This window comes from Kitasatospora sp. NPDC018058 (assembly GCF_044327205.1).
GTDB lineage: Bacteria > Actinomycetota > Actinomycetes > Streptomycetales > Streptomycetaceae > Kitasatospora.
Genome location: NZ_JBIRFA010000008.1, coordinates 1 through 21,747 on the forward strand (window position 1 = coordinate 1; position 21,747 = coordinate 21,747).

Genomic DNA, 21,747 nt, shown 5'->3' on the forward strand with positions numbered 1-21,747 from the left:
GATCAAGAAGGTCCGCAGGGGCCGCTACACGGCAGCCGCCACACCAGCGGCCCCCACCTTGCACCCCGGCCGAAATCCTTAACTACCCGGCCTTGCGGGTAGTTCTGCAGGTCATCCGGCGATTCACTGCAGAATCCCGGGTGCTTGCGGCCGTAGGTGTGGCCGAGTTCGTGCCCGCCGTACCAGTCGGCGTAGCTTCCGTCGAAGTCCCACTGCCAGGTGGCGGCGCCGCAGGGCGAGGAGGCGACGGTCGTGGGGTCGGGTGTGTCCGGCACGCCGGAGGAGCATCCGCGCATGAAGAACCCGCCGTCGGCGACCTGGCCGATGTAGTGGGTGCGCCGGTCACCGCCCGCGCTGATGTCGAGCGCGCGGATGGCGGCGAGCTGGGCGTTGGTGTCGGTGCACAGGAAAGGCGGGTGGTTCTTGACGTCGGTGGTCGTGGCGTTGATGGTCGTGACGTCGATGATGGCGTGTGGTGCCTCGATGACCTCGGCCACCGGGTAGGCGCGCTTGAGCCAGCTGATCAGGAAGTTGTAGTCGATGGCCCGGGGGGTGTAGGTGGCCGGGGGTTTCCCCGGGGGCGTCAGGGTGTAGCGCAGCCCCAGGACCCGAACCCGCAGCGGCGGGGAGTCGTGGAACCAGACCGCCGGGCCACTGGTGGGCCCGGTGAACGGGACGTCGGCACCGGTCAGGGTGTCGGTCAGGGAGATCGCGCTCACCATGATTCCTCCGGCGGCCGTCAGTGCGGCCGGCACGATGAAATTGAGGCTCAGGCCGGCGTCGGCCCGGCGGGTGGGCACGTCCTTGGGCGCGTTCGGATCGAGGGAGACGATGTTGGCCGAGGTGACGGTGATCGGGGGATCAGTGGGCGACTGGAGCAGGGCCACGGTGCCGGTCACGCCGATGGCGGGGCCGCTCGCGCCGTTCACGTAGGCGCGGATCACGGTGACCTTTCCGGCGACCAGGGCGACGTCGTGCTGGAGGTTCTGAATGGACTGGGTGACCTCCACACCATCCAGCACGGCGACCGTTGGAGTAGTCATGGCTGACTCCTTGGACGAACGTTCCGGCACTTTCAGGCTAGGTCGCTCGGTGGCTGATCGCCGTTCGGCGGCGACCCCAGAAAGGGCTCAAGGGCCAACGTTGCTCCTGGCCGTACGCATACGCATAGTTAGTTCGGTAGGCCGTCGCGATCCCCTTGAGGAACGCTGTGTAGTCGGCGAGCGCGGCGCCCGTCCGCCCCTCGTCGGCGAGACAGTCGGCCACGGCCCGTCCGGCCCGGGCACCGGTGTGCAGCGCCATGAGGATGCCCTGCGAGGACAGCGGGTCGAAGGCGAGCGCCGCGTCCCCGGCCGCCACCCAGCCCGGCCCGGCCGACGGTTCCAGCCACAGGCCGTGGGCCGGAGCCCAGCGCGGCACGGGAGTTGCGCCCGGACCTCGCCCGGCCACCCGACGCCGCACGTGCTCGGTGCGGCCGAGCGCCTCGCGGAAACCGTGCGGAGTGCGCAGCGACGGGTCCACCAGGTCGGCGTCGGTCAGATGGGCGACCAGACGCCCCGCCGGGACGAGGGTGGTGTACCACCAGCCGTCCGCCACCGCCTCCACCAGGGTCCTGGCCTCGGGATCGCCGTCCGGGAACACCGCGTACGCGGCGACCAGTCGGTCCTGCCGCCGCCGGCTCCCGTGCCGCCGCCCGATGACACAGCGTCGGCCGGTCGCGTCCACCGTCCAGCGGGCCGACACCTCCCGCACCGCACCGGTGGCCCGCTCGCGGACGACGAGACCGCCGTCGACCCGGTCGAGCACACCGGCCTGCCGCAGCTCGGCGCCGGCCGCGACGGCCGCGTCCCTGAGGAAGGCGTCGAACCGCAGCCGGTCGAGGTGCCAGCCGTGCCCGTACGGGTCGAACAGGTGGCTGCGCCCGTGCAGCCGCTCCGAGCCCCACGCCGCGTATGTCCCCGTGGACACCGGATGTCCCGAGGCCAGGAAGTCGTCCAGCAACCCGAGGTCGGCCAGCAGCGGCCGAACCGCCGGCGGCAGGAACTCCCCGATCTTGAACCCGTCCTGGCCCGGGCCGCCGTCGTCCAGCAGGTGGACGCGGTGGCCGGCCCGGGCCAGGACGAGCGCCGCCACGGCGCCCGCCGGACCGCCGCCCGCCACCACGGCGGCGAGCGGCGAGGACTGAGCGGTCACCGGCTCGGCCGGAGCCGCTTGACCTTGTCGATGAAGCCGACCGAGACCTCCTCGTCGGGCTCCTCCGCCGTGGTGACCGCCGATGCCAGGGCGGCCGCGCCCAGGACCGGGTCGGCACCGAGCTCGACGTGCACGGTGACCAGGTTGCGCCCGGCCGGAGGGGCGGGCTCGCGCGGGAAGCTGACCTCGGACTCGACCAGCAGCTCCGCCGGGAGCCGGGGATCGTCCGTGGGACCGGGCCGTCGCTCGACAACCCCGAGTTTGCCGAAGTCCCGCACCATCGCGTTGATGTTGGCCACGTAGTCGGAGGGCAGCCAGCGCAGCCAGGTCCGCCGCTTCTTGAACGCGGCGAGGCGATCCTCGATCGACCGCGACGTGTCGAGCACGACCTCGTAGTCCTCCTCCGCGAGCACGTGGTTGGGCACCCGGGCGGGCCAGAAGGTGGGCAGGTACGGGTCGTACGGGCCGAGCCCGGAGCCGTACTCGTAGCCGGCCCGGCAGCTGGCGGTGTCGGTCTGCCAGGGCACCGCCATCCACCGGGTGAGGTCGCCCGGCCCCTGGGCGTACATCGGGCCGTCGAAGGCGAGCGCGATGTCCGGGGTGAGCGTCGGGCCGTAGGAGGGCTCGGGCACCTGCGGGTCGCGGTGGCGGATCCGGAAGGGGGTGGTGTACATGGTGGTGTGCCGCATCGGCCAGGTGAGTTCGCAGCCGGGGTGGAAGGCGTCGGCGAGGCAGAAGGACAGGGCCGCGCGGTCGAGGGTGGCGGGCTGGTCGGCGAACGGGACGTCGTCCAGGGTGGCGGGTGGTGCGGCGTGCGGATCGTAGTCGCCGACGAAGTCCCCGTCGGCCCACCGCTTGAGCAGCCGGTACTGGAGCGCGGAGAGCGTCACGTGCTGCCGTACGGTCTGGGGCGGGATGTTCATCGCGTCGCCGTAGACCGGCGGCCAGGGCACCGGGGAGATGCCGTCGCGGTCGTAGTCGCGGACGGCCAGCCAGACCTGGCGGCGCAGCTCCCGCTGGACCGCCGACGGATCCGCCAACTCCGTGACGCGGCCGAGGAGGTCCTCGCGCCCGTCGAAGCCGAACTGGGTGGCGAGGCCCTTGTTGACCCACTGCAGGCCGCTCAGGCGGCGCAGCACGGGCAGGACGTCCCTGGTGAACGACACCTGCGGCGGCTCGGGGAGGCGGCCCTCGGTGACGAAGGCGTCCCGGACCAGGTCGTACATGGTGCGCGCCGAGGCGAGTTCGGGCGCGTAGTTGGGCGGTGCCGTCACCACCCAGGCCGGTTCGACCGGGATCGGGCGTCCGTCGATGCTCACCTCGGCGGTGACCGGGCCGTCGGAGACGTCGTCGTGCCAGCCGTCGTTGTTGGCGAAGGTGTCGGCGGGGGTGCCGGTCGCCGAGGCCGAGACGCCCCGGCCGCCGAGGAAGATCAGCCGGCCGTTGTCGTCGGTGCGCAGCTCGCCGAGGTAGACGGGCTTGCCCATGAAGGTGCCGGTGTCGAAGCGGTACTGGGGATCGGCGGAGCGGTTGCGGCCGCGCACCCAGCGGGGGCCGGGGTCGATGACCAGGAGGTCCTTGCGCTGGTCGGCCTGGATCTTGGGGTTGCGCAGATTGCTGGGGTCGGCCTGGCCCGCCTCCGGGATGTCCAGGGCGATCTGGAACTGGTACCAGGCGGCCTTGGAGTTGACGACGTGCACCTTCCAGCGCAGGTCGGCGTTGTCGGCGGTCAGTTCGGCGACCGGCTCGCCGGCGGCGTTGTAGCCGTAGACCCGGAACCGGACGGCCTGGCGCTTCAGGGCGCCGGTGACGTCCTTGTAGCTGCCGACGGGCAGCGGGGGCGGGTCGTCGACCTCGGGGGCGAGGACGAAGTCGTCCATCATGCTGTCGCCGACCCGGGCCACGCCGATCGCCGGGTGCACGACGGCCCGGACGATCCGGGTGTCGCGGGCCGGCGGTGGGGTGAGCTGCGGGCGGGCCGGGCCGGGCTCGGCCGTCGGGACGCCGTTGACGTTCCGGCGCTGCTCGGCCGAGGCCAGGTAGACCGTCCTGCGCACGTCGGAGATGCTGCCGATCGGGCGGTGCTCGGCGAGGCCGTGCCAGGGGTTGAGGGAGAGGTTCTCGCCGTACGCGGCCTGGCCGCGGGCGGTGACGTCCTGCTGCTGGAGGGTCAGCCGGGCCACCTTCACGGGCTGGCTCTCGGACTCCTCCCAGCGCACCGTCGCCATGTCCAGCGGCATCTTCTCGTCGTCGGTGCGGAACTGGAGCATCAGGTCGAAGGCGGCCTGGCCGGCCCCGAGCCGGTGGACCAGGTCGGCGGCGAGGTAGGTCGGGTCCTCGTCGGGCGGCGTGGCGGACGGGTCGCCCGGCTCGCAACCGGCGGGCACCAGCTTGTACTTGACGAAGCGATCGGGCCCGAAGGCGTAGGGGAGCACGCCCCAGTAGACGGCGGTCAGCACGCTGGCCTCGGACTTGGCCATGTCGTCGAGGATCCTGGCGGTGATCGGGTGGGCTGCCAGGTACGTGTCGTAACTGCCGTCGATGACACCGGCCTTGGTGAACTCGCACATGTCCTGGGCGGTGTCCACGAAGAAGACGTCGTGGTTCTGCAGCAGCAGGTCCTGGGTGTCGGCCTCGGTGTAGCCCTCCAGCAGCTTCGGGCCGGGCACGCCGAACAGCTTGAGGCCGACGCCGAGGGTGGTCTTGAGGTCGGGCTGGCCGGGCACGGTGTCGCTGGAGAACCGCACCCAGGCCTCCAGGCCGCCGGGCCGGGTGCGGGCGGCCTCCAGGAAGCCGACGCGCAGCTCGGCCGGCAGGTCGTCGGCGACCGTGAGCGTGCCGCGGGCGACGCCGTGCGGCTTGAGGAACACCGGCCGCTTGACCGGGTCCTGGCCGCGGGCCATCCGGACGCCCTGGGTCAGGTCCACGAACATCTGCTTCAGTGCGGCGGCCGCGTCCTCGGCGCAACCCGGCAGGGGCGGCGGCCCCGCGGCGTCATCGAAGGGCTCGGGGATCCCGATCATGCTGTGCTCCCGTCGGTGCGGTGATGGGCCGGGGGGACGGCGGACCGGTGCGGTCGACGCCGTGCTGGGCTTCCGGACCCTGGTCAAGCGTGCACAGACCTTCGACGGGCGGCGCGGCGAACTACGCCCGAAACGAGCAGGCACCGGGCCCGGTGCGCGGCCTCTCACTCCAATCGGCCAGCAGCGCTCGCCCGGGGCCGGGTGCGGGTGGCAGCGTCGTCGGTGACCGGCGTCGCCTGCCGGTCGCTCCGGGGTGGTCAGAGGCACCCCTCCAGATGGTCTATGCTTAACCCATCACCCAGATGCGCGGGTGGCGGAATAGGCAGACGCGCTGGATTCAGGTTCCAGTGCCCGAAAGGGCGTGGGGGTTCAACTCCCCCCTCGCGCACAGAAAGCGGCCGGTTGACTTTCGAGTCGACCGGCCGCTTTGTTTTCCGCCGCCCCTGTCCGACTAGGCTGGGCCGGTCATGCGGTCGGCCGTACACGACTGGGGGAGGGCGCTGCACGTGACCTTGTTGGACAACGATCCGCGGGAGATCGGCGGGTACGTCCTGGAAGGCAGGCTCGGCGCGGGCGGGATGGGCGTGGTCTACCGTGCCCGGTCGGTGTCCGGCCGTCAGGTGGCCGTGAAGGTGATCCGGCCCGAGCTGGCCGCGGACGCCGAGTTCCGGGCCCGGTTCCGGCAGGAGGTCACGGCCGCGCGCAAGGTCAGCGGCGCGTTCACCGCACCCGTGCTCGACGCGGACGCCGACGCCCTGGCCCCCTGGCTGGCGACGCTCTTCATCGCCGGCCCGTCCCTGGGCGAGAGGGTCTCCGGCCAGGGCCCGCTCACCCCGTCCGAGGTGCGCCGGTTGGCCGCCGGGCTGGCCGAGGCGCTGCGCGAGATCCACCGAGTCGGCTTGGTGCACCGCGACCTCAAGCCCGGCAATGTGTTGCTCGCCGAGGACGGCCCGCGCGTCATCGACTTCGGGATCGCCCGCGCCCTGGGCGAGAGTCAGCTCACCAGCACCGGGGTCGCCGTCGGCACCCCGCCGTTCATGGCGCCCGAGCAGTTCCGCAGCGGCTCGGCGACGTCGGCCACGGACGTGTTCGCGCTGGGCTCGGTACTGGCGTTCGCGGCCACCGGGCGCGGACCGTTCGGCGCGGACTCCTCGCACGCGGTGGGCTTCCGGGTGGTGTACGAGGAGCCGGACCTGACCGGGCTCGCGGCGGAGCTGCGTCCGCTGATCGTCGGATGTCTGGCCAAGGAGCCTGGGCAACGGCCCACGGTGGAAGGGTTGTTGGCGATGGTCGCGGGGGGTGCGCGGGAGCGGACGGTCCAGCTGCGGACGGGGCCGGTGGCTCCAGCTCCGATGACACCCACGCCAACGGCCCAGGTGACGGCGGTCCCCGCGCCGGCGACGCCGACGCGGGTTGCCCCGACGGGCCCGGTGCCGCCGACCGTGCGTCCGCACCTTCCGCCCTCACCGGTTCCGCCCTCACCTGCCGAGCGTCCGCGCAGGCGCAAGGCCGTGCTGATCGGCTCGGCACTGGCCGCCGTGGCGGTCGCCACGGCGGGCACGCTGGGCTTCCTCGCCTGGCGGAGCCAGGGCCCGGACAGCGGACAGGCCGGTGCCGACGGCGTCGCCTGCGGCCCCGCCGGCAAGGTCACGATCGGCGCGGACGGGGCGGATGCCGCTCTCGTCCAGCAGTGGACCACGGACTTCGACAAGGCCTGCCCGAGCAACCAGCTCACCTTCAAGAACTACTCCGGTGGCACCGCCCCGGACTCGTTCGACGGCATGGCCGTGGACCGGTTCGCCAACGGCGACCTCGACGCCGCCACCCGGGACGTCGCGATGACCGAGGGCCAGGCCAGCGCGTACGGCAAGCACTGCGCCAGCGGCCAGATGGCCCAGCTCCCGGTCACGGTGCTGCCGGTCGCGGTCGTCTACAACGTGCCCGGGGCGTCCGACCTGCTGTTCGACGCCTCGACGCTCGCCAAGATCTTCCTGGGCAAGATCCAGACCTGGAACGACCCGGCGATCAGGGCGCTCAACCCGGCTGCGCAGCTGCCCAACTCCCCGATCAACGTGCGGATCCCCTCCGACCGCTCGTGGTCCAGCTTCATCTTCGAGCAGTACCTCGGTAAGGCGGCGCCCGCCGATTGGCCGTACGAGCCGGGTACGAGCTGGGTATCCGTGGCGACGACCGTGCCTGGCGTGAGCTCGTCGAGCCTCCCCGGTTACGTCGGCAGCACTGCATGGTCGATCAGCGTCGTCCCGCTGCCGGACGCCGGGACCCTCCAAAGGGGCAGGGTGCGGAGCGGTGACGACGACACGTCCCCCACCGTTCTGAGCGCCAATACGATGGCCGCGGCGGGCACGGTGGAGAGTTCGGGCAGTAGGCTGTCGGTCAAGCTCGACTACCAGAGGCCCGTCAAGTACGGCTACCCCCTGGTCGGGCTCGGCTACCTCGACTTCTGCGAGCACGGCGGGGGCGCCGCCGTCATGGCGAGCTTCGCGTCCTACGCGGTCAGTGGTCCGGCCCAGGCGAAGGGCGAGAACCTGAACTACGGCACGCTTCCCCCGGCCCTGGCCCAGCAGGTGCAGGCCACTCTGCTCGGGCTGCGGTCGAAGTGATCGAGGAGCAGGGTCGCGCGGGCCGCGCCGGTTGACCACCGTGGAACAGTCGGTCGCCTTGCTTCGGCGCTCGGCTCCCGGCTCTCAGCCGGCGCGGTGCAGGTCGCACTCCTGGTGGATGGCGGAGGGGGCGTCACTGCTGACGATCGCGATCCTCGGCGAGGGGCCGGCGGTCGGGGCGTCCTCGGCGGTGCAGACGAGCTGCTGGACGGCGGGGGCGGACAGCGAGGCGGCGGACCAGGACAGCCGCAGGGTGACCGTGTCGGGGGTGACGGTGGCCTGGACGTGGCCGTTCGGCGGGAGGTCGCTGTAGAGGCCGGAGCGCTTCTCCGCCTGGTCGGGCCCGGCGACCAGGGTGTTCAGGGTCTGCTGGAGGTCCTCGCGCTGGGCGCTGGAGCGGATGGCCAGTCGGATGCCGTGCTGGTCGAGGAAGTACAGCCGGGTGCCCGGGTCGATGCCGGTGGCCGGCTGGCCGCTGCGCACCGGGCCGGTGGTGGAGATCGAGCAGCCGCAGGCGCCCAGCAGCAGCGCGGTGGCGGCTCCGGCCAGGCGAAGGCGTCGGCGGGTGGTCACTGGTCCTCCTCGGTGTCCAGGCCGCGGGGCAGGAGGAGGGTGAACACCGCGCCGCCGCCGGGTGAGTTGGCGGCCTCGATGACGCCGCCGTGCAGCCGGGCGTTCTCCTGGGCGATGGCGAGGCCGAGACCGCTGCCCTCGGAGCGGGCGCGGGACTTGTCGGCCTTGTAGAACCGGTCGAACAGGTGCGGGAGTTCGGCGGGCGGGATGCCCGCACCGCTGTCCGTGACGGTGAGCACGAGGTCGTCGTCCGAACCGCGCAGGGCGACCCGGACGGGCGGGCGGCCGTGCCGCAGGGCGTTGCCGACCAGGTTGGCGACGATGACGTCGAAGCGCCGCGGGTCCAACCGTACGGGCAGGGCGGCGGGCAGCTCCAGCTCGACCCGGTCGATCCAACCGCGCAGGTCGAGGGTCTCCCGGACGGCGGTGGCCGCGTCGATGGACTCGGCGCGCAGCGGGGCGGCCCCGGCGTCCAGGCGGGAGATCTCGATCAGGTCGTTGACCAGCCGGGTCAGGCGCAGCGTCTCGTTGCTGACCATGCGCAGGGCGGCGGCGGTGTCGGGCGGGAGCTGTTCGGCGTCCTCGTCGAGGATGTCGGTGACGGCGAGCATCGCGGCCAGCGGGGTGCGCAGTTCGTGCGAGACGTCGGCGGCGAACCGTCGGCCCTGGGACTCGACGGCGCGCAGCTCCTCGATGGTGCCCTGGAGGGTGCGGGCGGTGTGGTTGAAGGTCTTGGAGAGCTGGGCGAGTTCGTCGTGCCCGGTGACGGTCAGCCGGGTGTCCAGCTTGCCCTGGGCGAGGGCGTGGGCGGCGTCTCCCAGGGCCCGGACCGGGTGCAGGACCTGGCGGGCTCCCAGCAGCGCCAGCCCGGCGGCCAGGACCGCGACCAGCACCCCGGCCCCGGCGGCTCCGGCGAGCAGCGCGTCGGCGGCGCTCTGCTCGCGGTCGAGCGGCAGCAGGGCGTAGACGGTCAGCCCGGAGGGGGTGCCGGCCGGACCGGCGGGGCCGGAGGTGGCGTAGGTGACGGGGACGCCGACGGCGAGCCAGGGGTGGTCGCCGCCCGCGGTGAAGCGCTGGAACGCGGCGTGGCCGCGGCCGACGGTGGCCTCCAGGGTGGGCGGGACGGCCACGGACTGGGTCCACTGGGAGTGCTCGGCGCCTGCGCCGGTGCCGTAGGAGGCCAGCACGCGCCAGTCACGGAAGCCGCCGGTGCCGGACAACTGGCTCGCCAGGTGGTCCAGTTCGCTCTGGTTCGGCGGGAAGGGCAGGGCCGGCGCGAGGATGTCGATGCGGCGGCGCAGCTCGTCCAGGGCGGTGTCCTTGGTCAGGTCCAGGGTGGAGGTGGTCGCGGCCCGGTAGGTGAGCACGGCGGTGGCCAGGGCGCTCAGGGCGGCGACGGCGACGAAGGCGACCACCAGCCGCGGGCGCAGCCCGGCGACGGCGCGGCGAAGGCGGACCAGGCGGGGCGGGTGCGGGTCCGGGTGTGGCTTGGGGCGCTCGGGTGGGGGAGCGGGGGTGTCGGCGATGGTCACAGCGGTCCGAAACGGTAGCCGAAACCGCGTGCGGAGTCGTCATCGATCAGCAGTGCCCGTGCCATGGCAGCCAGTATCGGGCCTTGACCTGAGGAAACGCGCCCCGGGGGGTCGTGCGGGGAGTGGTGCGGGGTGGGGGTGTGGTGGGGGCCGGTGTCGCGGGCCGCGGTGAGGCCGGCCGGTCAGTCGGCGTCGGCGACCGGCGGGACCACCGGCGGCGGGGTGATGCGCAACCGGCCGATCAGTCCGGGGGTGACCAGGCCGGGCAGCATGAAGCGCCAGAAGGCGGTGACCCGGTCGGCCAGGTCCTCCCGGCCGGTGTAGGCCTGGGACATGATCTGCAGGCCGGTGAACGAGCCGACGATGGTCTCGGCGGCCTCCTGCAGATCGGTGCCCGGCAGGATCTCGCCCTGCTCCTGGGCCTGGCGCAGCAGCGCCAGGATGGTCCGGGTGGACTGCTCGTAGGCGGTCTGCGGCGGACAGGGCAGGGACGTCCGCTCGATGGTCAGCCGCAGGCTGGCCCGCAACACCGCGTCGTGCAGCAGCCGTTCGGCGAAGGTCAGGGTCAGGTCGATGACGGACTGGACCTTCACCGGGTGGTCGATCACCGCCAGGGCCTCGCCGTGGGCGTCCAGCAGCGCCAGGGCGATGGCCTCCTTGGAGGGGAAGTGGTGGTACATCGAGCCACGTGTCAGCCCGGTGCGCGCGAGGATCTCGTTGGTGCTCGCGGCGTCGTAGCCCCGTTCGTCGAAGACGCGGGCGGCGGCTTCGAGGATCGAGCGCTTGGACTTCCTGCCGCGTTCCTGCTGGGCCATTGCCGAATCCTTCACGCCTAATGAATAGACTTGTTTGTATACAAGGCCAGCCCTGCGGACGGCAAGGACCCACGTTACGTGCAGTCCTGCATGGTTCGGGCCGGAAGGCGGGCGAAGCGGCGGAAGTCGACTGAATCCGGTCAGGGCGTGGACCTATAGCGCGATGGGGCCAGTCGCAAAGGAAGAGTAAATCCGTACTTGAAATTCCGGACTGACATGTCTGTATCTTAAGGAGTGCAACGCGTCGGCCGCGGGGGAATTTCGACGACGTCACGGCTCGCTTCCCCCTGCCCAGGAACTGACAGGAGCGCTGTCCATGCCGTACGTCGCCGGTCGCACCATCCCCCACATACGCGAGCCCAAGCTGACCACGACCGTCCCGCGCGAATACGTGCACCGGGCCGCGGTCTCGGAGGTCCTGCTGACCGGCTGGACGGCCACCGCCGAAGGCGAGGGGGCGAAGCGCGAGCACGCCTTCACCGTCACCGCCCAATGGCCGCGCAGCCATGCGCTCTTCGCCCGCGAGGGCGTCCACCAGGACCCGATGCTGCTCATGGAGTCCGTGCGCCAGATCGGATCCCTACTCGCCCACGCCGAGTTCGCCGTGCCCTTCGGCCACCAGTTCCTGATGACCGACCTCTCGGTGACCGCCGAGCCCGAACTGCTCCTCGCGGGCCCCACCCCCACCGAGATCGAACTGCGCACCGTCTGCCGCGAACTCGGCGGCAAGGCAGGCCGGTTCGCGGGCATGCGCTACGACGTCACCGTGCTGCGCGACGGCAGGGCGCTCGCCGACGCCTCCGCCGCGTACCGGTGCATGAGCCCGGACGTCTTCCGGCGGCTGCGCGGCGACCGGCCCACCCCGGCCCCGTGCGCCACGCCCCCGGCCCTCGCCCCGGCGGCGGTCGGGCACAGCAGCCCCCGGCACGTCGTGCTCGCCGAGCCCGAGGAAGGCGGCCGGAACCGCTGGGAACTGCGGGTCGACACCGCCCACCCGACCTACTTCGACCACCCCGTCGACCATGTGCCGGGCATGGTGCTGCTGGAAGCCGCCCGGCAGGCCGCGCACGCCTCCACCGGGCTGCCCGACGCCCTCGTGCTCGGCGTGCGCAGCGAGTTCGCCCGCTACGCCGAACTGGACACCCCCTGCTGGATCGAGGCCCACCCGGCGCCGGCCGGCCCCGACGGCGACGTCCGGGTGCGGGTGACCGGCAGCCAGTCGCAGGAGACCGTCTTCACCGCCGAACTCACCGTGCGGCCCTGAGGATTCCGAGCCCGCCACCCCCCGAACCACCGGTACCAGAGCACCGAGAGACCGGCGATGGTCCCACCGTCCTGATCCACTGCGCCGCACGGATCGGCGGCGCCGCCGAGGCCGACGAGGCGGTCAACGCCCGCGGCGCCGCGGCCCTGGTCGCCGAGGACGCCGTCCTCGGAGCCGGAGGCGTCGCGCCGCTTCTGACGCGGCGTCGGCCCGCTGCCGCTCCGCCGGGGGTGCGGCTGTCGGGATCCGGCCATCGGGGAAGAGTTTCGGGCCGCCGGGTTGACCTCAAGTCGACTTGAGGTTTTATCTTCGCCTTACCGCCCCCGGCAAGGGGCTCTGACACCAATTCCGTTTCCGTACGAGGGAGTTGCCTTGAGAGCTGTCGCATTCCGCGCGTTCGGAGGCCCCGAGGTCCTGGAGCTGATGGAGCTGCCGACGCCCCGGCCCGGCCCGGGCGAGGGCGCTGGATCGGCAGCCGGCGCTCCCCGCAGCGGCTCGCCGAGCTGGCCGCCCTGGTCGCCGACGGCAAGCTCACCGTCCACATCCGCAAGACCCTCCCGCTGGCCCAGGCCGCCGAGGCCCACCGCGAGCTGGAGACCGGCCACGGCCGCGGAAAGATCGTCCTGATCGTCGGCTGAGCCACCCCCTCCCGGGCACCCCGGGGCGCTGCCCGACGTCGCGTCCCGGGGGCCGACCTCCTTGCTCCACCCCCTACCCCCATCCGTCACACATCAGGAGTCCCCATGGCCAGCAACCCGCTCAAGATCGGCGTCATCATCGGCAGCGTCCGCACCGGCCGCTTCGCCGACAAGGTCGCCCAGTGGTTCCTCTCCGAGATCGGCGGGCGCGATGACATGGAGGTCCATGTCATCGACCTGTCCGAGCCCGCCCTGGTCGAGGAGCTGAAGCTCACCCTGGACGCCAGTGAGCCGCAACCGGGCGCCCTCACCCTGGCCCAGCGGATCGAGGGCCTCGACGGGTTCGTCGTCATCACCCCCGAGTACAACCACGGCTACCCGGCCTCCCTGAAGCTCGCCATCGACTACGTCTACCGGGAGTGGCGGGCCAAGCCGGTCGGCTTCGTCTCCTACGGCGGCATGGTCGGCGGCCAGCGGGCCGTCGAGCAGCTGCGCCAGGTCTTCGCCGAGCTGCACGCCGTCACCCTGCGGGACACCGTCAGCTTCCACATGGCCTGGGAGAAGTTCGACGAGCAGGGGCGCCCCGAGGACGCCGACGGCGCGGGCAAGGCCGCCACCGTGCTGCTCGACCAGCTCGCCTGGTGGGGCCTGACCCTGCGCGAGGGGCGCGCCGCCCGTCCCTACGAGGGCTGAGGCCGTGAGCACTCGGCCGACCAGCCGGTCCTGGAGACCGTGAAGGGGCATGCGGGGATCAACCTCGACGACACCTCAGGTCCTGGTGGTACGCGGCGGTCTCGTCGAGTAGTCGAGTATCGGCCCTTGTGGTCGTTCATCGGTCGTCGCCTTCCTCGACGGGTCGGGCCGACTTGACGGCCTTCCACCAGCCGGGGTTGTCGCGGTACCAGGCGACGGTGTCGGCGAGGCCCTGTTCGAAGGGGATCCGCGGGGCGTAGCCCAGCTCCTCGCGGATCTTCGTCTCGTCCAGGGCGTAGCGCAGGTCGTGGCCCTTGCGGTCGGCCACCCGGCGCACGCTCGACCGGTCGGCGCCGCACAGGTCGAGCAGCCGCTCGGTGACGGCCCGGTTGGTCCGCTCGTCGCCGCCGCCGACGTTGTAGACCTCGCCCGGGCGGCCCCGGTCGAGCACCAGGGCGATCGCCCGGCAGTGGTCGTCGACGTGCAGCCACTCGCGGACGTTGAGCCCGTCGCCGTACAGCGGGACGGGCCGGCCCTCCAGCAGGTTGGTGGTGAACAGCGGGATCAGCTTCTCCGGGTGCTGGTACGGCCCGTAGTTGTTGGAGCAGCGGGTGATCGACACGTTCAGGCCGTGGGTGCGGTGGTAGGAGCGGACGATCAGGTCGGAGGAGGCCTTGGAGGCGGCGTACGGGGAGTTGGGCAGCAGCGGCCACTCCTCGGTCCAGGTGCCCGCGGCGATCGAACCGTAGACCTCGTCGGTCGAGATGTGGACGAAGCGCCGGACCCCGGCCGTGAGGCAGGCGTCCAGCAGGGTCTGGGTGCCGAGCACATTGGTCCGGACGAACTCGGCGGCCGAGCGGACCGAGCGGTCCACGTGCGACTCGGCGGCGAAGTGCACGACCGCGTCGTGCCCGGGCAGCAGGCCGGCCAGCAGCTCCGGGTCGCAGATGTCGCCGCGGACGAAGTCCAGCCGGGGGTGGGACGCGGGCAGGTTGTCCCGGTTGCCGGCGTAGGTGAGCTTGTCGAGGACGGTGACCCGGGAGGCCTCGTGGCCCGGGTAGCCGCCGTCGAGCAGGGTGCGGACGAAGTGCGAGCCGATGAACCCGGCGCCGCCGGTGACCAGCAGTCTCATGCGGCCGCCTTCGGTCCGGTGGGGGCGGTGGTTGGCGATGTCCGTCGTGTCATGGGGACTCCTGCGGTGATGGGGAAGGGCTGCTCGGCGGCCGTGAGCCAGGACTCCGGCCACCGGCGGACCTGCGCGGTGGCCGGCGGGGCGCCGCGCACGGCCGCCGAGGCGGCGTGGCCGGGATCGCACGGGATGCCCGCCACCGTCCAGCCGCCCGGGTGCCGGGCGGGGTCGACGCCCAGGTGGTCGGCGTGCGGTGCAGCCCGGTGCCCGGACCCTTGAGGTGGGCCTCCGTACGGGTCCGGAGCCGGCCGAACAGTGCCTGCCGCGCCGCCCCGGGCGGCCGGGCGAGCAACTCGGCCCGCTCGTCCGGGGGCAGGGCCGGCAGGCACAGGGCCACGGCCTCGGCCTCGGCCGAGGGTAGCCGCTGCACGTCCGCGCCGATCGGCCGGGTCGCCACCCCGGCCGGGGCGAGGTCCCCGCTGGGCGAGGGCGAGAGGTGCGGCGACGGGGCGGGCGGGGCCGGCGCCGGCCCCGCCCGTGCGCCTGCCCGCGGCCCGGGCAGGGCTCCCGGCGCAGCCGCACCCGGTTCGCCCCGGGCGGGCGGTTCAACGGCCCCGGTCCAAGGGCTTCGTCAGAATCCCCGAGCCCGTGTCGACGGCGTCACGCAAGGGCGAGGCGAGTGTCGAGCGGAGGTCGAATCCCGCCGGCCGGGCCGGTCCTGCCCCGGGTCGATCGGGGTGAGGACGCCGAGGCGGTCCTCGATGTGCTGGGCGGCGGCCAGGCAGAGGTCCTCGCGGAAGGGCCGGGCGACCACCTGGACGCCGGTGGGCAGGCCGTCGGCCGCCAGTCCGGTGGGGACAGCCACGGCGGGGACGCCGACGAAGCTGGTGACCGAGCAGAGCCGCATCGCGGTGTCGACCCGGTCGCGGCCCGCTTGGTCCCGCGACTCCAGGCCGGGTTCGACCGGCGGCTCGGTGAAGACCGGGCCGAGCAGCAGCGGGTACTCGTCGAGGAACTCCGTCCAGGAGCGGCGGACGTTCATCCAGGTGCCCATGAGGCCGATCAGCCCGGCGGCGTCCACGGGCGGGGCGCTGCGCATGGTCAGCTCGATGTAGCGGTCGCCGCCCTCACCCAGCAGCTGCCGGACGACGGGCCAGCTGGGCGCGAACTCGGTGACGGCGAGCCGGTGGTAGGCGTCCATGGCCTCGTCCAGCCGCGGCACGTCGGGGACTTCGCGGACGTCGTATCCGGCCTCGCGCAGCGCCCCGGCGGCGGCCTCGACGGCGTGGCGGACGGTGGGGTGGACGCCGTGGCCGCCCGGGTCGGCGACCACGGCGACCCGGGGCGGGCCGTCGGGGCCGAACAGCGGGCCGCCGTACAGCGGCGCGGGGACGGCGCGCGGGTCGCGGGGGTCGGGGCCGGCCAGGGTCTCGTACGCGAGCCGCAGGTCGGCCACCGTGCGGGCCAAGGGGCCGTCGGTGACCAGGAGTTGGGAGGCCGGGCCGGGGTCGTCCGGGCCGAGCATGCGCTGGTCGGCGGGGAACCGGCCGGTGGTCGGCTTGAGCGCGGCGACGCCGCAGAAGGCGGCCGGGACGCGGACCGAGCCGCCGGAGTCGTTGCCCAGTCCGAGCGCGGCCATGCCGGTGGCCACCGCCACGCCGTCTCCGCCGCTGCTGCCGCCGGGGGTGCGGCGGGCGTCCCAGGGGTTGCGGGTGTCGCCGTACAGCTCGCTGCGGGTGTGCATCCCGGCCAGGATCAGGGTCGGCATGTTGCTGTGCCCGATCGGGATCGCCCCGGCGGCGCGCAGCCTGGCCACCGGGATCGCGTCGGCGGGGGCCGTCAGGTCGCGGAAGCGCGGGGTGCCGAAGGTGGTGGGGACGCCCTCGATCCGGGTGCACTCCTTGACGGTGAACGGCACTCCGGCGAGCGGGCCGAGCGGCTCCCCGGCGGCGTGGCGGCGGTCGAGTGCCCGGGCGGCGGCGCGGGCGCGGTCGGCGAGGAGCTGGGTGACGGCGTTGGCGTGCGGGTTGACCTCGGCGATCCGGGCGAGGTGGGCGTCCACCACGTCGAGGGCGGACACCTCGCCGCCGCGGACGGCGGCGGCGATGGCGGTGGCGGGGAGTTTCCACATGTGGTCCTCCGACAGGTTTTCCGACGGGTTGCCGACGGGACTTCCGACGGGACTTCCGACGGGTTCCGATGCGATTGCATCGGAACCCTAGCCGGGAAACCGATACGCTTGCATCGGATTAAGGGGGTCTTCGCATGCCGAAGCAGGTCGACCACGAGGAACGACGGCGACGGATCGCCGAGGCGGTCTGCGCGCTGATCGACTCGCAGGGCCTGGAGGGCGTCACCCTGCGGGACGTCGCCAGCCGGGCCGAGGTCTCGATGGGCGCCGTCCAGCGCTGCTTCCGCACCAAGGACGAGATGCTGCGCTTCGCCCTCGACCACATCGGCGAACAGGTCACCGGCCGGGCCCACGCCCGACTGGTCGCGGCGCCCGCGCAGTCGGCGGCCAGCGCCGTCGGACACGTGGTCGGCGAGGTCACGCTGCTGCGGGAGGAACACCGGGCCGAGGCGCGGATCTGGCTCGCCTTCCTCGCCGCCGCCGCCGTCAACCCGTCGCTGGCGGCGAGCCTGCGCAGCAGCTACGCGGACCTGGAGGGGCTGCTGACCCGGCTGGTCGCGGAGGCCTCCGGATCGGTGGACGCCCGGCGCGAGGCCCGTGCCGCGCTGGCCCTCGCCGACGGGCTCACCGGGCATGTGCTGATCGGCCAGCGGACGCCGGAGGAGGCGGAGGAACTCCTGCACGCGCACCTGGCCCGGCTCTGGGAGTCCGGGTGAAGCGGGTCCGGATCCGGTCCGGCGCCGGACGCTGAATCCCCGTTGCCGACGGGCGGGTTCCCCGGCGAGGATCTGTTCGTGTCCGAGACGACGTTCGAAGAGTCCGAGCTGCGGCCCTACCCGAAGATCCCCGCCCGGGGCCGCTCCGGCGTGCCCGCCGGCCGGGAGTGGATCGCGGCGGAGAAGGTGCACGGCGCGCACTTCGCCGTGGTGTGCGAGGGCGACTCGATCCGGGCGGCGAAACGGCGCGCCCTGCTGGGCGACGAGGAACTCGACGCCTTCTTCGGCGCGAGCCGGATCTGGCCCCGACTCGCGGTCGCCGCCGGGCGCTTCGCGGCGGCCGTCCGCGCCACCCGGGGGGACACCGCCGTCGTCACCCTCTACGGCGAACTGGCCGGCGGCCGCTACCCGCACCCCGACGTACCCGCCGTCGCCGGCGTCGAGCCCGTGCAGACCGGCGTCTGGTACGCGCCCGGCCTGCGCTGGCTGCCCTTCGACGCCACCGCGGAGACCGCCGGGGGCCGCCGCTGGCTCTCCGACCGCGAACTGCGCACCGCCGCCGCCGGGGCCGGGCTCACCTGCGTCCCGCTGCTCGGCCACGGCCCGCTGAACACCCTTCAGGACCTGCCGGTCGCCTTCCCCAGCCGCGTCCCGGCCCTGTTCGGCCTGCCCGACCTGTCCGAGAACCTCGCCGAGGGCTACGTCCTCAAGCCCGCCGGCGAGTGGTCCGAGACGGACACGGCCCGCCCGGTGCTCAAGGTCAAGCAGAAGGCCTTCGCCGAGGACGACCGCTACGACGGCGCCCGCCCCTACCTCCCTCCGCCCGAGGGCGCCGCCGGCGTCCCCGCCTGGCTCCTGGTCCAGGCCTCGGCGCTGCTGACGCCGGCGCGGGCGGCGGCGGCCGTCGGCAAGCTCGGGCTGCGGATGGGGGCGGAGGCGGTGGCGGCGGAGATCGTCCAGGACGTGACGGAGGAACTCGCCGAGGCGGTGGGCGGGTTGGAGGAGTCCGTCCTGGCCGCGCTGCTTCGAGCGTTGGAACCCGGGGTGCACGCGTTGGCGGCCTTCGACGCGCAGGACCGGCGCAACGCCTGACCGCTACGGTCGATTCATCAGGCGGACATGCGGTGCCGCACCCGCGTCGAACCCCCGGCGGATCGCGATCCGAGGTCGCGTTGCGGCGGCTCGGGGAAGCCCTCGGCCGACGCCGAAAATCTCCGAAGAACATTCTCGCCCGATGTCGAAACCCCCCGTCGAGGAACGTGCGATCAGGGCGGGGCCCGGGGGCGGGCCCCGCCCTTCGCGTTGGCCCGCGACGGGGGCGCGCGGCGCGGCACCGTGCGCCATGTCCCTGCCGCGCAGGGGGTTCTCGGCGGCGGGCTCTTATTGTACTGTCCGTCTAATAAGCGGGTGAGCGGGAACCCGCGGGGCAGGCACCTGGAGGCAGCCATGGCTCTCACCCGACAGGCGGAGCACGGCCACACCGCGGCCGACGACGACGTCTCGAAGCGGCTGCTGGAGTCGGTCGCCACCCTCTCCTTCGACCCCTCCGCCGAGATCGACTGGGACGCCCCCCTCCCCGAGGAGCACTACGGCCTCAACCCCGAGTGGAGCACGCTCTACGGCACCCGGCTCTGGGACGAGATGACCGAGCGGCAGCGGATCACGCTCACCCGGCACGAGGTCTGCTCGATCATGAACACCGGCATCTGGTTCGAGATGATCCTCCAGCAGATGGTGCTGCGCGACCAGTACCTCAAGAACCCGGCCAGCGCCGAGTTCCAGTTCGCGCTCACCGAGATCGCCGACGAGTGCCGCCACTCGATCATGTTCGCCCGCGCCTGCGAGAAGATGGGCGTCCCCACCTACCGGCCGAACAAGGTGATCGCCCAGGCCGGCCGCGCGTTCAAGGCGCTCGCCAAGGGTGAACTCGCCTACGGCGGGATCCTGGTGGCCGAGGAGGTGCTGGACGTCATGCAGCGCGACTGGATGCGCGGCGAGAACGTCCTGGAGATCGTCCGCGGCACCTCCCGCATCCACGTGGTCGAGGAGTCGCGGCACATGAAGTTCGCCCGGCAGGAGATCCGCGAGCGGATGCGCCACGCCGGCCCGGCCCGCCGCCGCACCTCGGCCACCGGCATCGCCGTCGGCGCGTACGTCATCGTCAGCAGCATGGTCCACCCGGGCGTGTACAAGGCCGCCGGGCTGGACGTCGGACGGGCGCTCGCCGAGGTGAAGGGCAGCGAGCACCGCAAGGCGATGATGCGCAACAGCTCACGGCACCTGATGGCCTTCCTCGCCGAGGCCGGGTTGCTCACCAGTCGCTCGGCGGCCGTCTACCGCCGCGTGCACATGCTCTGACGATCGATCAGGAACAACGAGGGGCCCCGATCCGGCCATGGCCTACGCAATCACCCGGACCTGCTGCAACGACGCCTCGTGTGTGTCGGTCTGCCCGGTCAACTGCATCCACCCGACCCCGGACGAGCCGGAGTTCGGCACCACCGACATGCTCCACATCGACCCGAAGGCGTGCATCGACTGCGGTGCCTGCGCGGACGCCTGCCCGGTGGACGCGGTGTTCCCGGTCGACCGGCTGCGCGGGCCGGACACCGTGTTCGGCGACCTCAACCGGGACTGGTTCCGCGACCACCCCAACGACCACGCCTGGGGCGCGCCCGGCTTCCCGCGCAGCCTGCCCGGCGAGCTCGGCACGCTGCGGATCGCCGTGGTCGGCACCGGGCCCTCCGCCGGGTACACCGCGCAGGAGCTGCTGCGCTGCACCAGCGCCGAGCTCACCATGATCGACCGGCTGCCGGTCACCGGCGGCCTGCTGCGGCACGGCGTCGCCCCCGACCACCAGTCCACCAAGCGGATCGCGGAGAGCTTCGCGAGCGTCTTCCACGACCCGCGGCTGCGGATGCACCTCAACCTGGAGGTCGGCACCGACGTCACCCACGAGGAGCTGGCCGCGCACCACCACGCGGTGGTGTACGCGGTCGGTGCCGCCTCCGACCGGCGGCTCGGCATCCCCGGCGAGGACCTGCCGGGCAGCCTGCCCGCGACCGCCTTCGTCGGCTGGTACAACGCCGACCCGACGGTGCCGGCCGACGCCGTGGAGCTGCCCGCCGAGCGCGTGGTCGTGGTCGGCAACGGCAACGTCGCGGTGGACATCGCCCGGATCCTGCTCACCGACCCCGACCGGCTCGCCGCCACCGACATCGCCGACCACGCGCTGGCCGCGCTGCGCCGCAGCCGGGTGCGGGAGGTCGTGCTGCTGGCCCGGCGCGGGCCCGGGCAGGCGGCCTGGACCGGGCCGGAGTTCCTGGCGCTGCGTCGGCTGCCCGGTGTCGAGCTGGTGGTCGAGGACCACCCGCAGGTGCGGGCGGCGATCGAGACGGCCGCGCCGAACTCGCGGGCCGCACTGCTGGCCGGGCTGCCGCTGGTGCCGTACGACGGGAGCGCGGAGCCGGGGCCGGGGCGGCGGATCGTGCTGCGCTTCCTGTCCGCGCCGGTCGCACTGACCGGGGGCGGGCGGGTCGAGTCGGTGACCGTCGAACGGACGAGGATGACGGCGGCGGGGCGGGCCGAGGCCACCGGGGAGACCGACACCCTGCGGGCCGCCCTGGTGGTGCGCTCCATCGGGCACCGGGGTGTGCCGGTGCCGGGGCTGCCCTTCGACGAGCGGGCCGGGACGGTCGCGCAGCGCGGCGGGCGGGTCGTCGACCCGGCCACCGGGCGGGCGCTGCCCGGGGCGTACGTGGTCGGGTGGGCCAAGCGCGGTCCGTCCGGCGGGATCGGCGCCAACCGGGCCTGCGCGCGGGAGACGGTGGACGCGCTGCTGGACGACGCGGTGGCCCGGGCGCTGCCCGTCCCGGCGGCGGGGCGCCGGGACTTCGAGCGGCTGGTGCGACGGCGCCGGCCGGACGCGGTCGGGCTGCGGGAGCTGCGCGCGGTGGAGCGGGCGGAGCGCGAGCGCGGCGAGGCGCAGGGGCGGCCGCGGGTGAAGCTGGCCACGGTGGCGGAGCTGCTGGCGGCGGGGCGGCGGAGGTAGGGCGTACGGCGTGCGCGGGAGGTCGGCCGGTCCGACGTCCCGCGCACGGCCGGGTGTCCGGCCCGCGTGGGGTTGATGTGCGTGCCGTCGGGTTGACGCGGCCGTGACCCGGGGCGCACGGGGAGCGTTGGGCGGATGTGAGTAGTTTTGGGGTGATGCCGGCCCCGTGGTGTTGGCCGGCCGAGGAAACGATCCTGCAGGGAGCGGGGCGCCCTCCGGAACCCGATCCGGAGGTGCCCATCTATGTCGAGCTGGCCCGGTTATGGCTGTCGGAGGGGCGGACGGTCCCCGGGCTGCCCGACCCGCTCTGGGAGTCGCTGGCCGCCTCGGCGGCGTCCTCGACCTCGGAGCCCTCGGGGTAGAACCGC

General features: G+C 73.3%; 17 protein-coding genes and 1 tRNA gene. 10 read left to right on the top strand and 8 right to left on the bottom strand.

Annotated elements, in window-relative coordinates; all coding sequences use genetic code 11:
* Positions 1-2 precede the first annotated feature (2 nt).
* Genes ACH4E7_RS13035 through ACH4E7_RS13045 form a run of 3 tightly spaced genes read right to left on the bottom strand, consistent with a single transcriptional unit; the run spans position 3 to position 5,216 of the window.
* Positions 3-1,043, bottom strand: a complete 1,041-nt coding sequence (locus ACH4E7_RS13035) for a hypothetical protein (RefSeq protein ID WP_396249117.1) — start codon at positions 1,041-1,043, stop codon at positions 3-5.
* A gap of 37 nt (positions 1,044-1,080) precedes the next feature.
* Positions 1,081-2,193 (bottom strand): tryptophan 7-halogenase, encoded by a 1,113-nt coding sequence (locus tag ACH4E7_RS13040; protein ID WP_396249118.1) that lies wholly within the window; start codon positions 2,191-2,193, stop codon positions 1,081-1,083.
* On the bottom strand, positions 2,190-5,216 hold the full coding sequence (locus ACH4E7_RS13045; protein ID WP_396249119.1) for a LodA/GoxA family CTQ-dependent oxidase: 3,027 nt from the start codon (positions 5,214-5,216) through the stop codon (positions 2,190-2,192). Before ACH4E7_RS13045 ends, ACH4E7_RS13040 begins: the two co-directional genes overlap by 4 nt.
* A gap of 304 nt (positions 5,217-5,520) precedes the next feature.
* Here ACH4E7_RS13045 and ACH4E7_RS13050 point away from each other — a divergent pair.
* Both ACH4E7_RS13050 and ACH4E7_RS13055 read left to right on the top strand, forming a co-directional pair.
* A tRNA-Leu gene (locus tag ACH4E7_RS13050) sits at positions 5,521-5,604 on the top strand.
* A gap of 79 nt (positions 5,605-5,683) precedes the next feature.
* The gene (locus ACH4E7_RS13055) at positions 5,684-7,837 is read left to right on the top strand and encodes a serine/threonine-protein kinase (RefSeq protein ID WP_396249120.1); all 2,154 of its coding nucleotides are present in this window, start codon (positions 5,684-5,686) and stop codon (positions 7,835-7,837) included.
* Between the two features lie 84 nt (positions 7,838-7,921).
* Here ACH4E7_RS13055 and ACH4E7_RS13060 read toward each other — a convergent pair whose 3' ends face one another.
* The 3 genes from ACH4E7_RS13060 to ACH4E7_RS13070 all read right to left on the bottom strand — a co-directional run bounded on the left by ACH4E7_RS13060 (position 7,922) and on the right by ACH4E7_RS13070 (position 10,757).
* Positions 7,922-8,410, bottom strand: a complete 489-nt coding sequence (locus tag ACH4E7_RS13060; RefSeq protein ID WP_396249121.1) for a GerMN domain-containing protein — start codon at positions 8,408-8,410, stop codon at positions 7,922-7,924.
* Positions 8,407-9,942 carry an ATP-binding protein gene (locus ACH4E7_RS13065; protein ID WP_396249122.1) on the bottom strand — a complete coding sequence of 512 codons (1,536 nt, stop codon included), beginning with the start codon at positions 9,940-9,942 and terminating at the stop codon, positions 8,407-8,409. The genes ACH4E7_RS13060 and ACH4E7_RS13065 overlap by 4 nt, the downstream gene beginning before the upstream one ends.
* A 182-nt stretch (positions 9,943-10,124) precedes the next feature.
* The gene (locus ACH4E7_RS13070; RefSeq protein WP_396249123.1) at positions 10,125-10,757 is read right to left on the bottom strand and encodes a ScbR family autoregulator-binding transcription factor; all 633 of its coding nucleotides are present in this window, start codon (positions 10,755-10,757) and stop codon (positions 10,125-10,127) included.
* Positions 10,758-11,073: 316 nt separating this feature from the next.
* On the opposite strand from ACH4E7_RS13070, the gene ACH4E7_RS13075 reads away from it, so the two are divergent.
* From ACH4E7_RS13075 to ACH4E7_RS13085, 3 genes are all read left to right on the top strand, one after another.
* Positions 11,074-12,021, top strand: a complete 948-nt coding sequence (locus ACH4E7_RS13075) for a ScbA/BarX family gamma-butyrolactone biosynthesis protein (RefSeq protein WP_396249124.1) — start codon at positions 11,074-11,076, stop codon at positions 12,019-12,021.
* A gap of 467 nt (positions 12,022-12,488) precedes the next feature.
* The gene (locus ACH4E7_RS13080) at positions 12,489-12,659 is read left to right on the top strand and encodes a zinc-binding dehydrogenase (RefSeq protein WP_396249369.1); all 171 of its coding nucleotides are present in this window, start codon (positions 12,489-12,491) and stop codon (positions 12,657-12,659) included.
* Positions 12,660-12,764: 105 nt separating this feature from the next.
* Positions 12,765-13,352 (top strand): NADPH-dependent FMN reductase, encoded by a 588-nt coding sequence (locus ACH4E7_RS13085; protein WP_396249125.1) that lies wholly within the window; start codon positions 12,765-12,767, stop codon positions 13,350-13,352.
* A 136-nt stretch (positions 13,353-13,488) separates the two neighbouring features.
* Here ACH4E7_RS13085 and rfbB read toward each other — a convergent pair whose 3' ends face one another.
* Both rfbB and ACH4E7_RS13095 read right to left on the bottom strand, forming a co-directional pair.
* Positions 13,489-14,484: a dTDP-glucose 4,6-dehydratase gene (rfbB, locus tag ACH4E7_RS13090; RefSeq protein WP_396249126.1), complete on the bottom strand. Its 996-nt coding sequence runs from the start codon at positions 14,482-14,484 to the stop codon at positions 13,489-13,491.
* A 628-nt stretch (positions 14,485-15,112) separates the two neighbouring features.
* Positions 15,113-16,612 carry an amidase gene (locus ACH4E7_RS13095; RefSeq protein WP_396249127.1) on the bottom strand — a complete coding sequence of 500 codons (1,500 nt, stop codon included), beginning with the start codon at positions 16,610-16,612 and terminating at the stop codon, positions 15,113-15,115.
* Between the two features lie 134 nt (positions 16,613-16,746).
* Between ACH4E7_RS13095 and ACH4E7_RS13100 the strand changes: the two genes are divergently transcribed.
* The 5 genes from ACH4E7_RS13100 (at position 16,747) to ACH4E7_RS13120 (ending at position 21,741) form a co-directional block, all read left to right on the top strand.
* Entirely contained in the window at positions 16,747-17,328 is a 582-nt protein-coding gene (locus ACH4E7_RS13100; protein WP_396249128.1) for a TetR/AcrR family transcriptional regulator, read from the top strand.
* 78 nt (positions 17,329-17,406) lie between these two features.
* Positions 17,407-18,420 carry an RNA ligase family protein gene (locus tag ACH4E7_RS13105; protein WP_396249129.1) on the top strand — a complete coding sequence of 338 codons (1,014 nt, stop codon included), beginning with the start codon at positions 17,407-17,409 and terminating at the stop codon, positions 18,418-18,420.
* Positions 18,421-18,774: 354 nt separating this feature from the next.
* A complete protein-coding gene (locus ACH4E7_RS13110) occupies positions 18,775-19,686 on the top strand; it encodes a diiron oxygenase (protein ID WP_396249130.1) in 912 nt (303 codons plus the stop codon).
* Between the two features lie 37 nt (positions 19,687-19,723).
* Positions 19,724-21,379 (top strand): FAD-dependent oxidoreductase, encoded by a 1,656-nt coding sequence (locus ACH4E7_RS13115; protein WP_396249131.1) that lies wholly within the window; start codon positions 19,724-19,726, stop codon positions 21,377-21,379.
* A 233-nt stretch (positions 21,380-21,612) separates the two neighbouring features.
* Positions 21,613-21,741: a hypothetical protein gene (locus tag ACH4E7_RS13120; RefSeq protein WP_396249132.1), complete on the top strand. Its 129-nt coding sequence runs from the start codon at positions 21,613-21,615 to the stop codon at positions 21,739-21,741.
* The last annotated feature ends 6 nt before the right edge of the window (positions 21,742-21,747 follow it).

Excerpts from the sequence above, each read along its gene's own strand:
- rfbB (WP_396249126.1), bottom strand. The coding sequence starts at position 14,484 with ATGAGACTGCTGGTCACCGGCGGCGCCGGGTTCATCGGCTCGCACTTC.
- ACH4E7_RS13085 (WP_396249125.1), top strand. The coding sequence starts at position 12,765 with ATGGCCAGCAACCCGCTCAAGATCGGCGTCATCATCGGCAGCGTCCGC.
- ACH4E7_RS13110 (WP_396249130.1), top strand. The coding sequence starts at position 18,775 with ATGGCTCTCACCCGACAGGCGGAGCACGGCCACACCGCGGCCGACGAC.
- ACH4E7_RS13100 (WP_396249128.1), top strand. The coding sequence starts at position 16,747 with ATGCCGAAGCAGGTCGACCACGAGGAACGACGGCGACGGATCGCCGAG.
- ACH4E7_RS13035 (WP_396249117.1), bottom strand. The coding sequence starts at position 1,043 with ATGACTACTCCAACGGTCGCCGTGCTGGATGGTGTGGAGGTCACCCAG.
- ACH4E7_RS13045 (WP_396249119.1), bottom strand. The coding sequence starts at position 5,216 with ATGATCGGGATCCCCGAGCCCTTCGATGACGCCGCGGGGCCGCCGCCC.
- ACH4E7_RS13055 (WP_396249120.1), top strand. The coding sequence starts at position 5,684 with ATGCGGTCGGCCGTACACGACTGGGGGAGGGCGCTGCACGTGACCTTG.
- ACH4E7_RS13115 (WP_396249131.1), top strand. The coding sequence starts at position 19,724 with ATGGCCTACGCAATCACCCGGACCTGCTGCAACGACGCCTCGTGTGTG.
- ACH4E7_RS13075 (WP_396249124.1), top strand. The coding sequence starts at position 11,074 with ATGCCGTACGTCGCCGGTCGCACCATCCCCCACATACGCGAGCCCAAG.
- ACH4E7_RS13095 (WP_396249127.1), bottom strand. The coding sequence starts at position 16,612 with ATGTGGAAACTCCCCGCCACCGCCATCGCCGCCGCCGTCCGCGGCGGC.
- ACH4E7_RS13070 (WP_396249123.1), bottom strand. The coding sequence starts at position 10,757 with ATGGCCCAGCAGGAACGCGGCAGGAAGTCCAAGCGCTCGATCCTCGAA.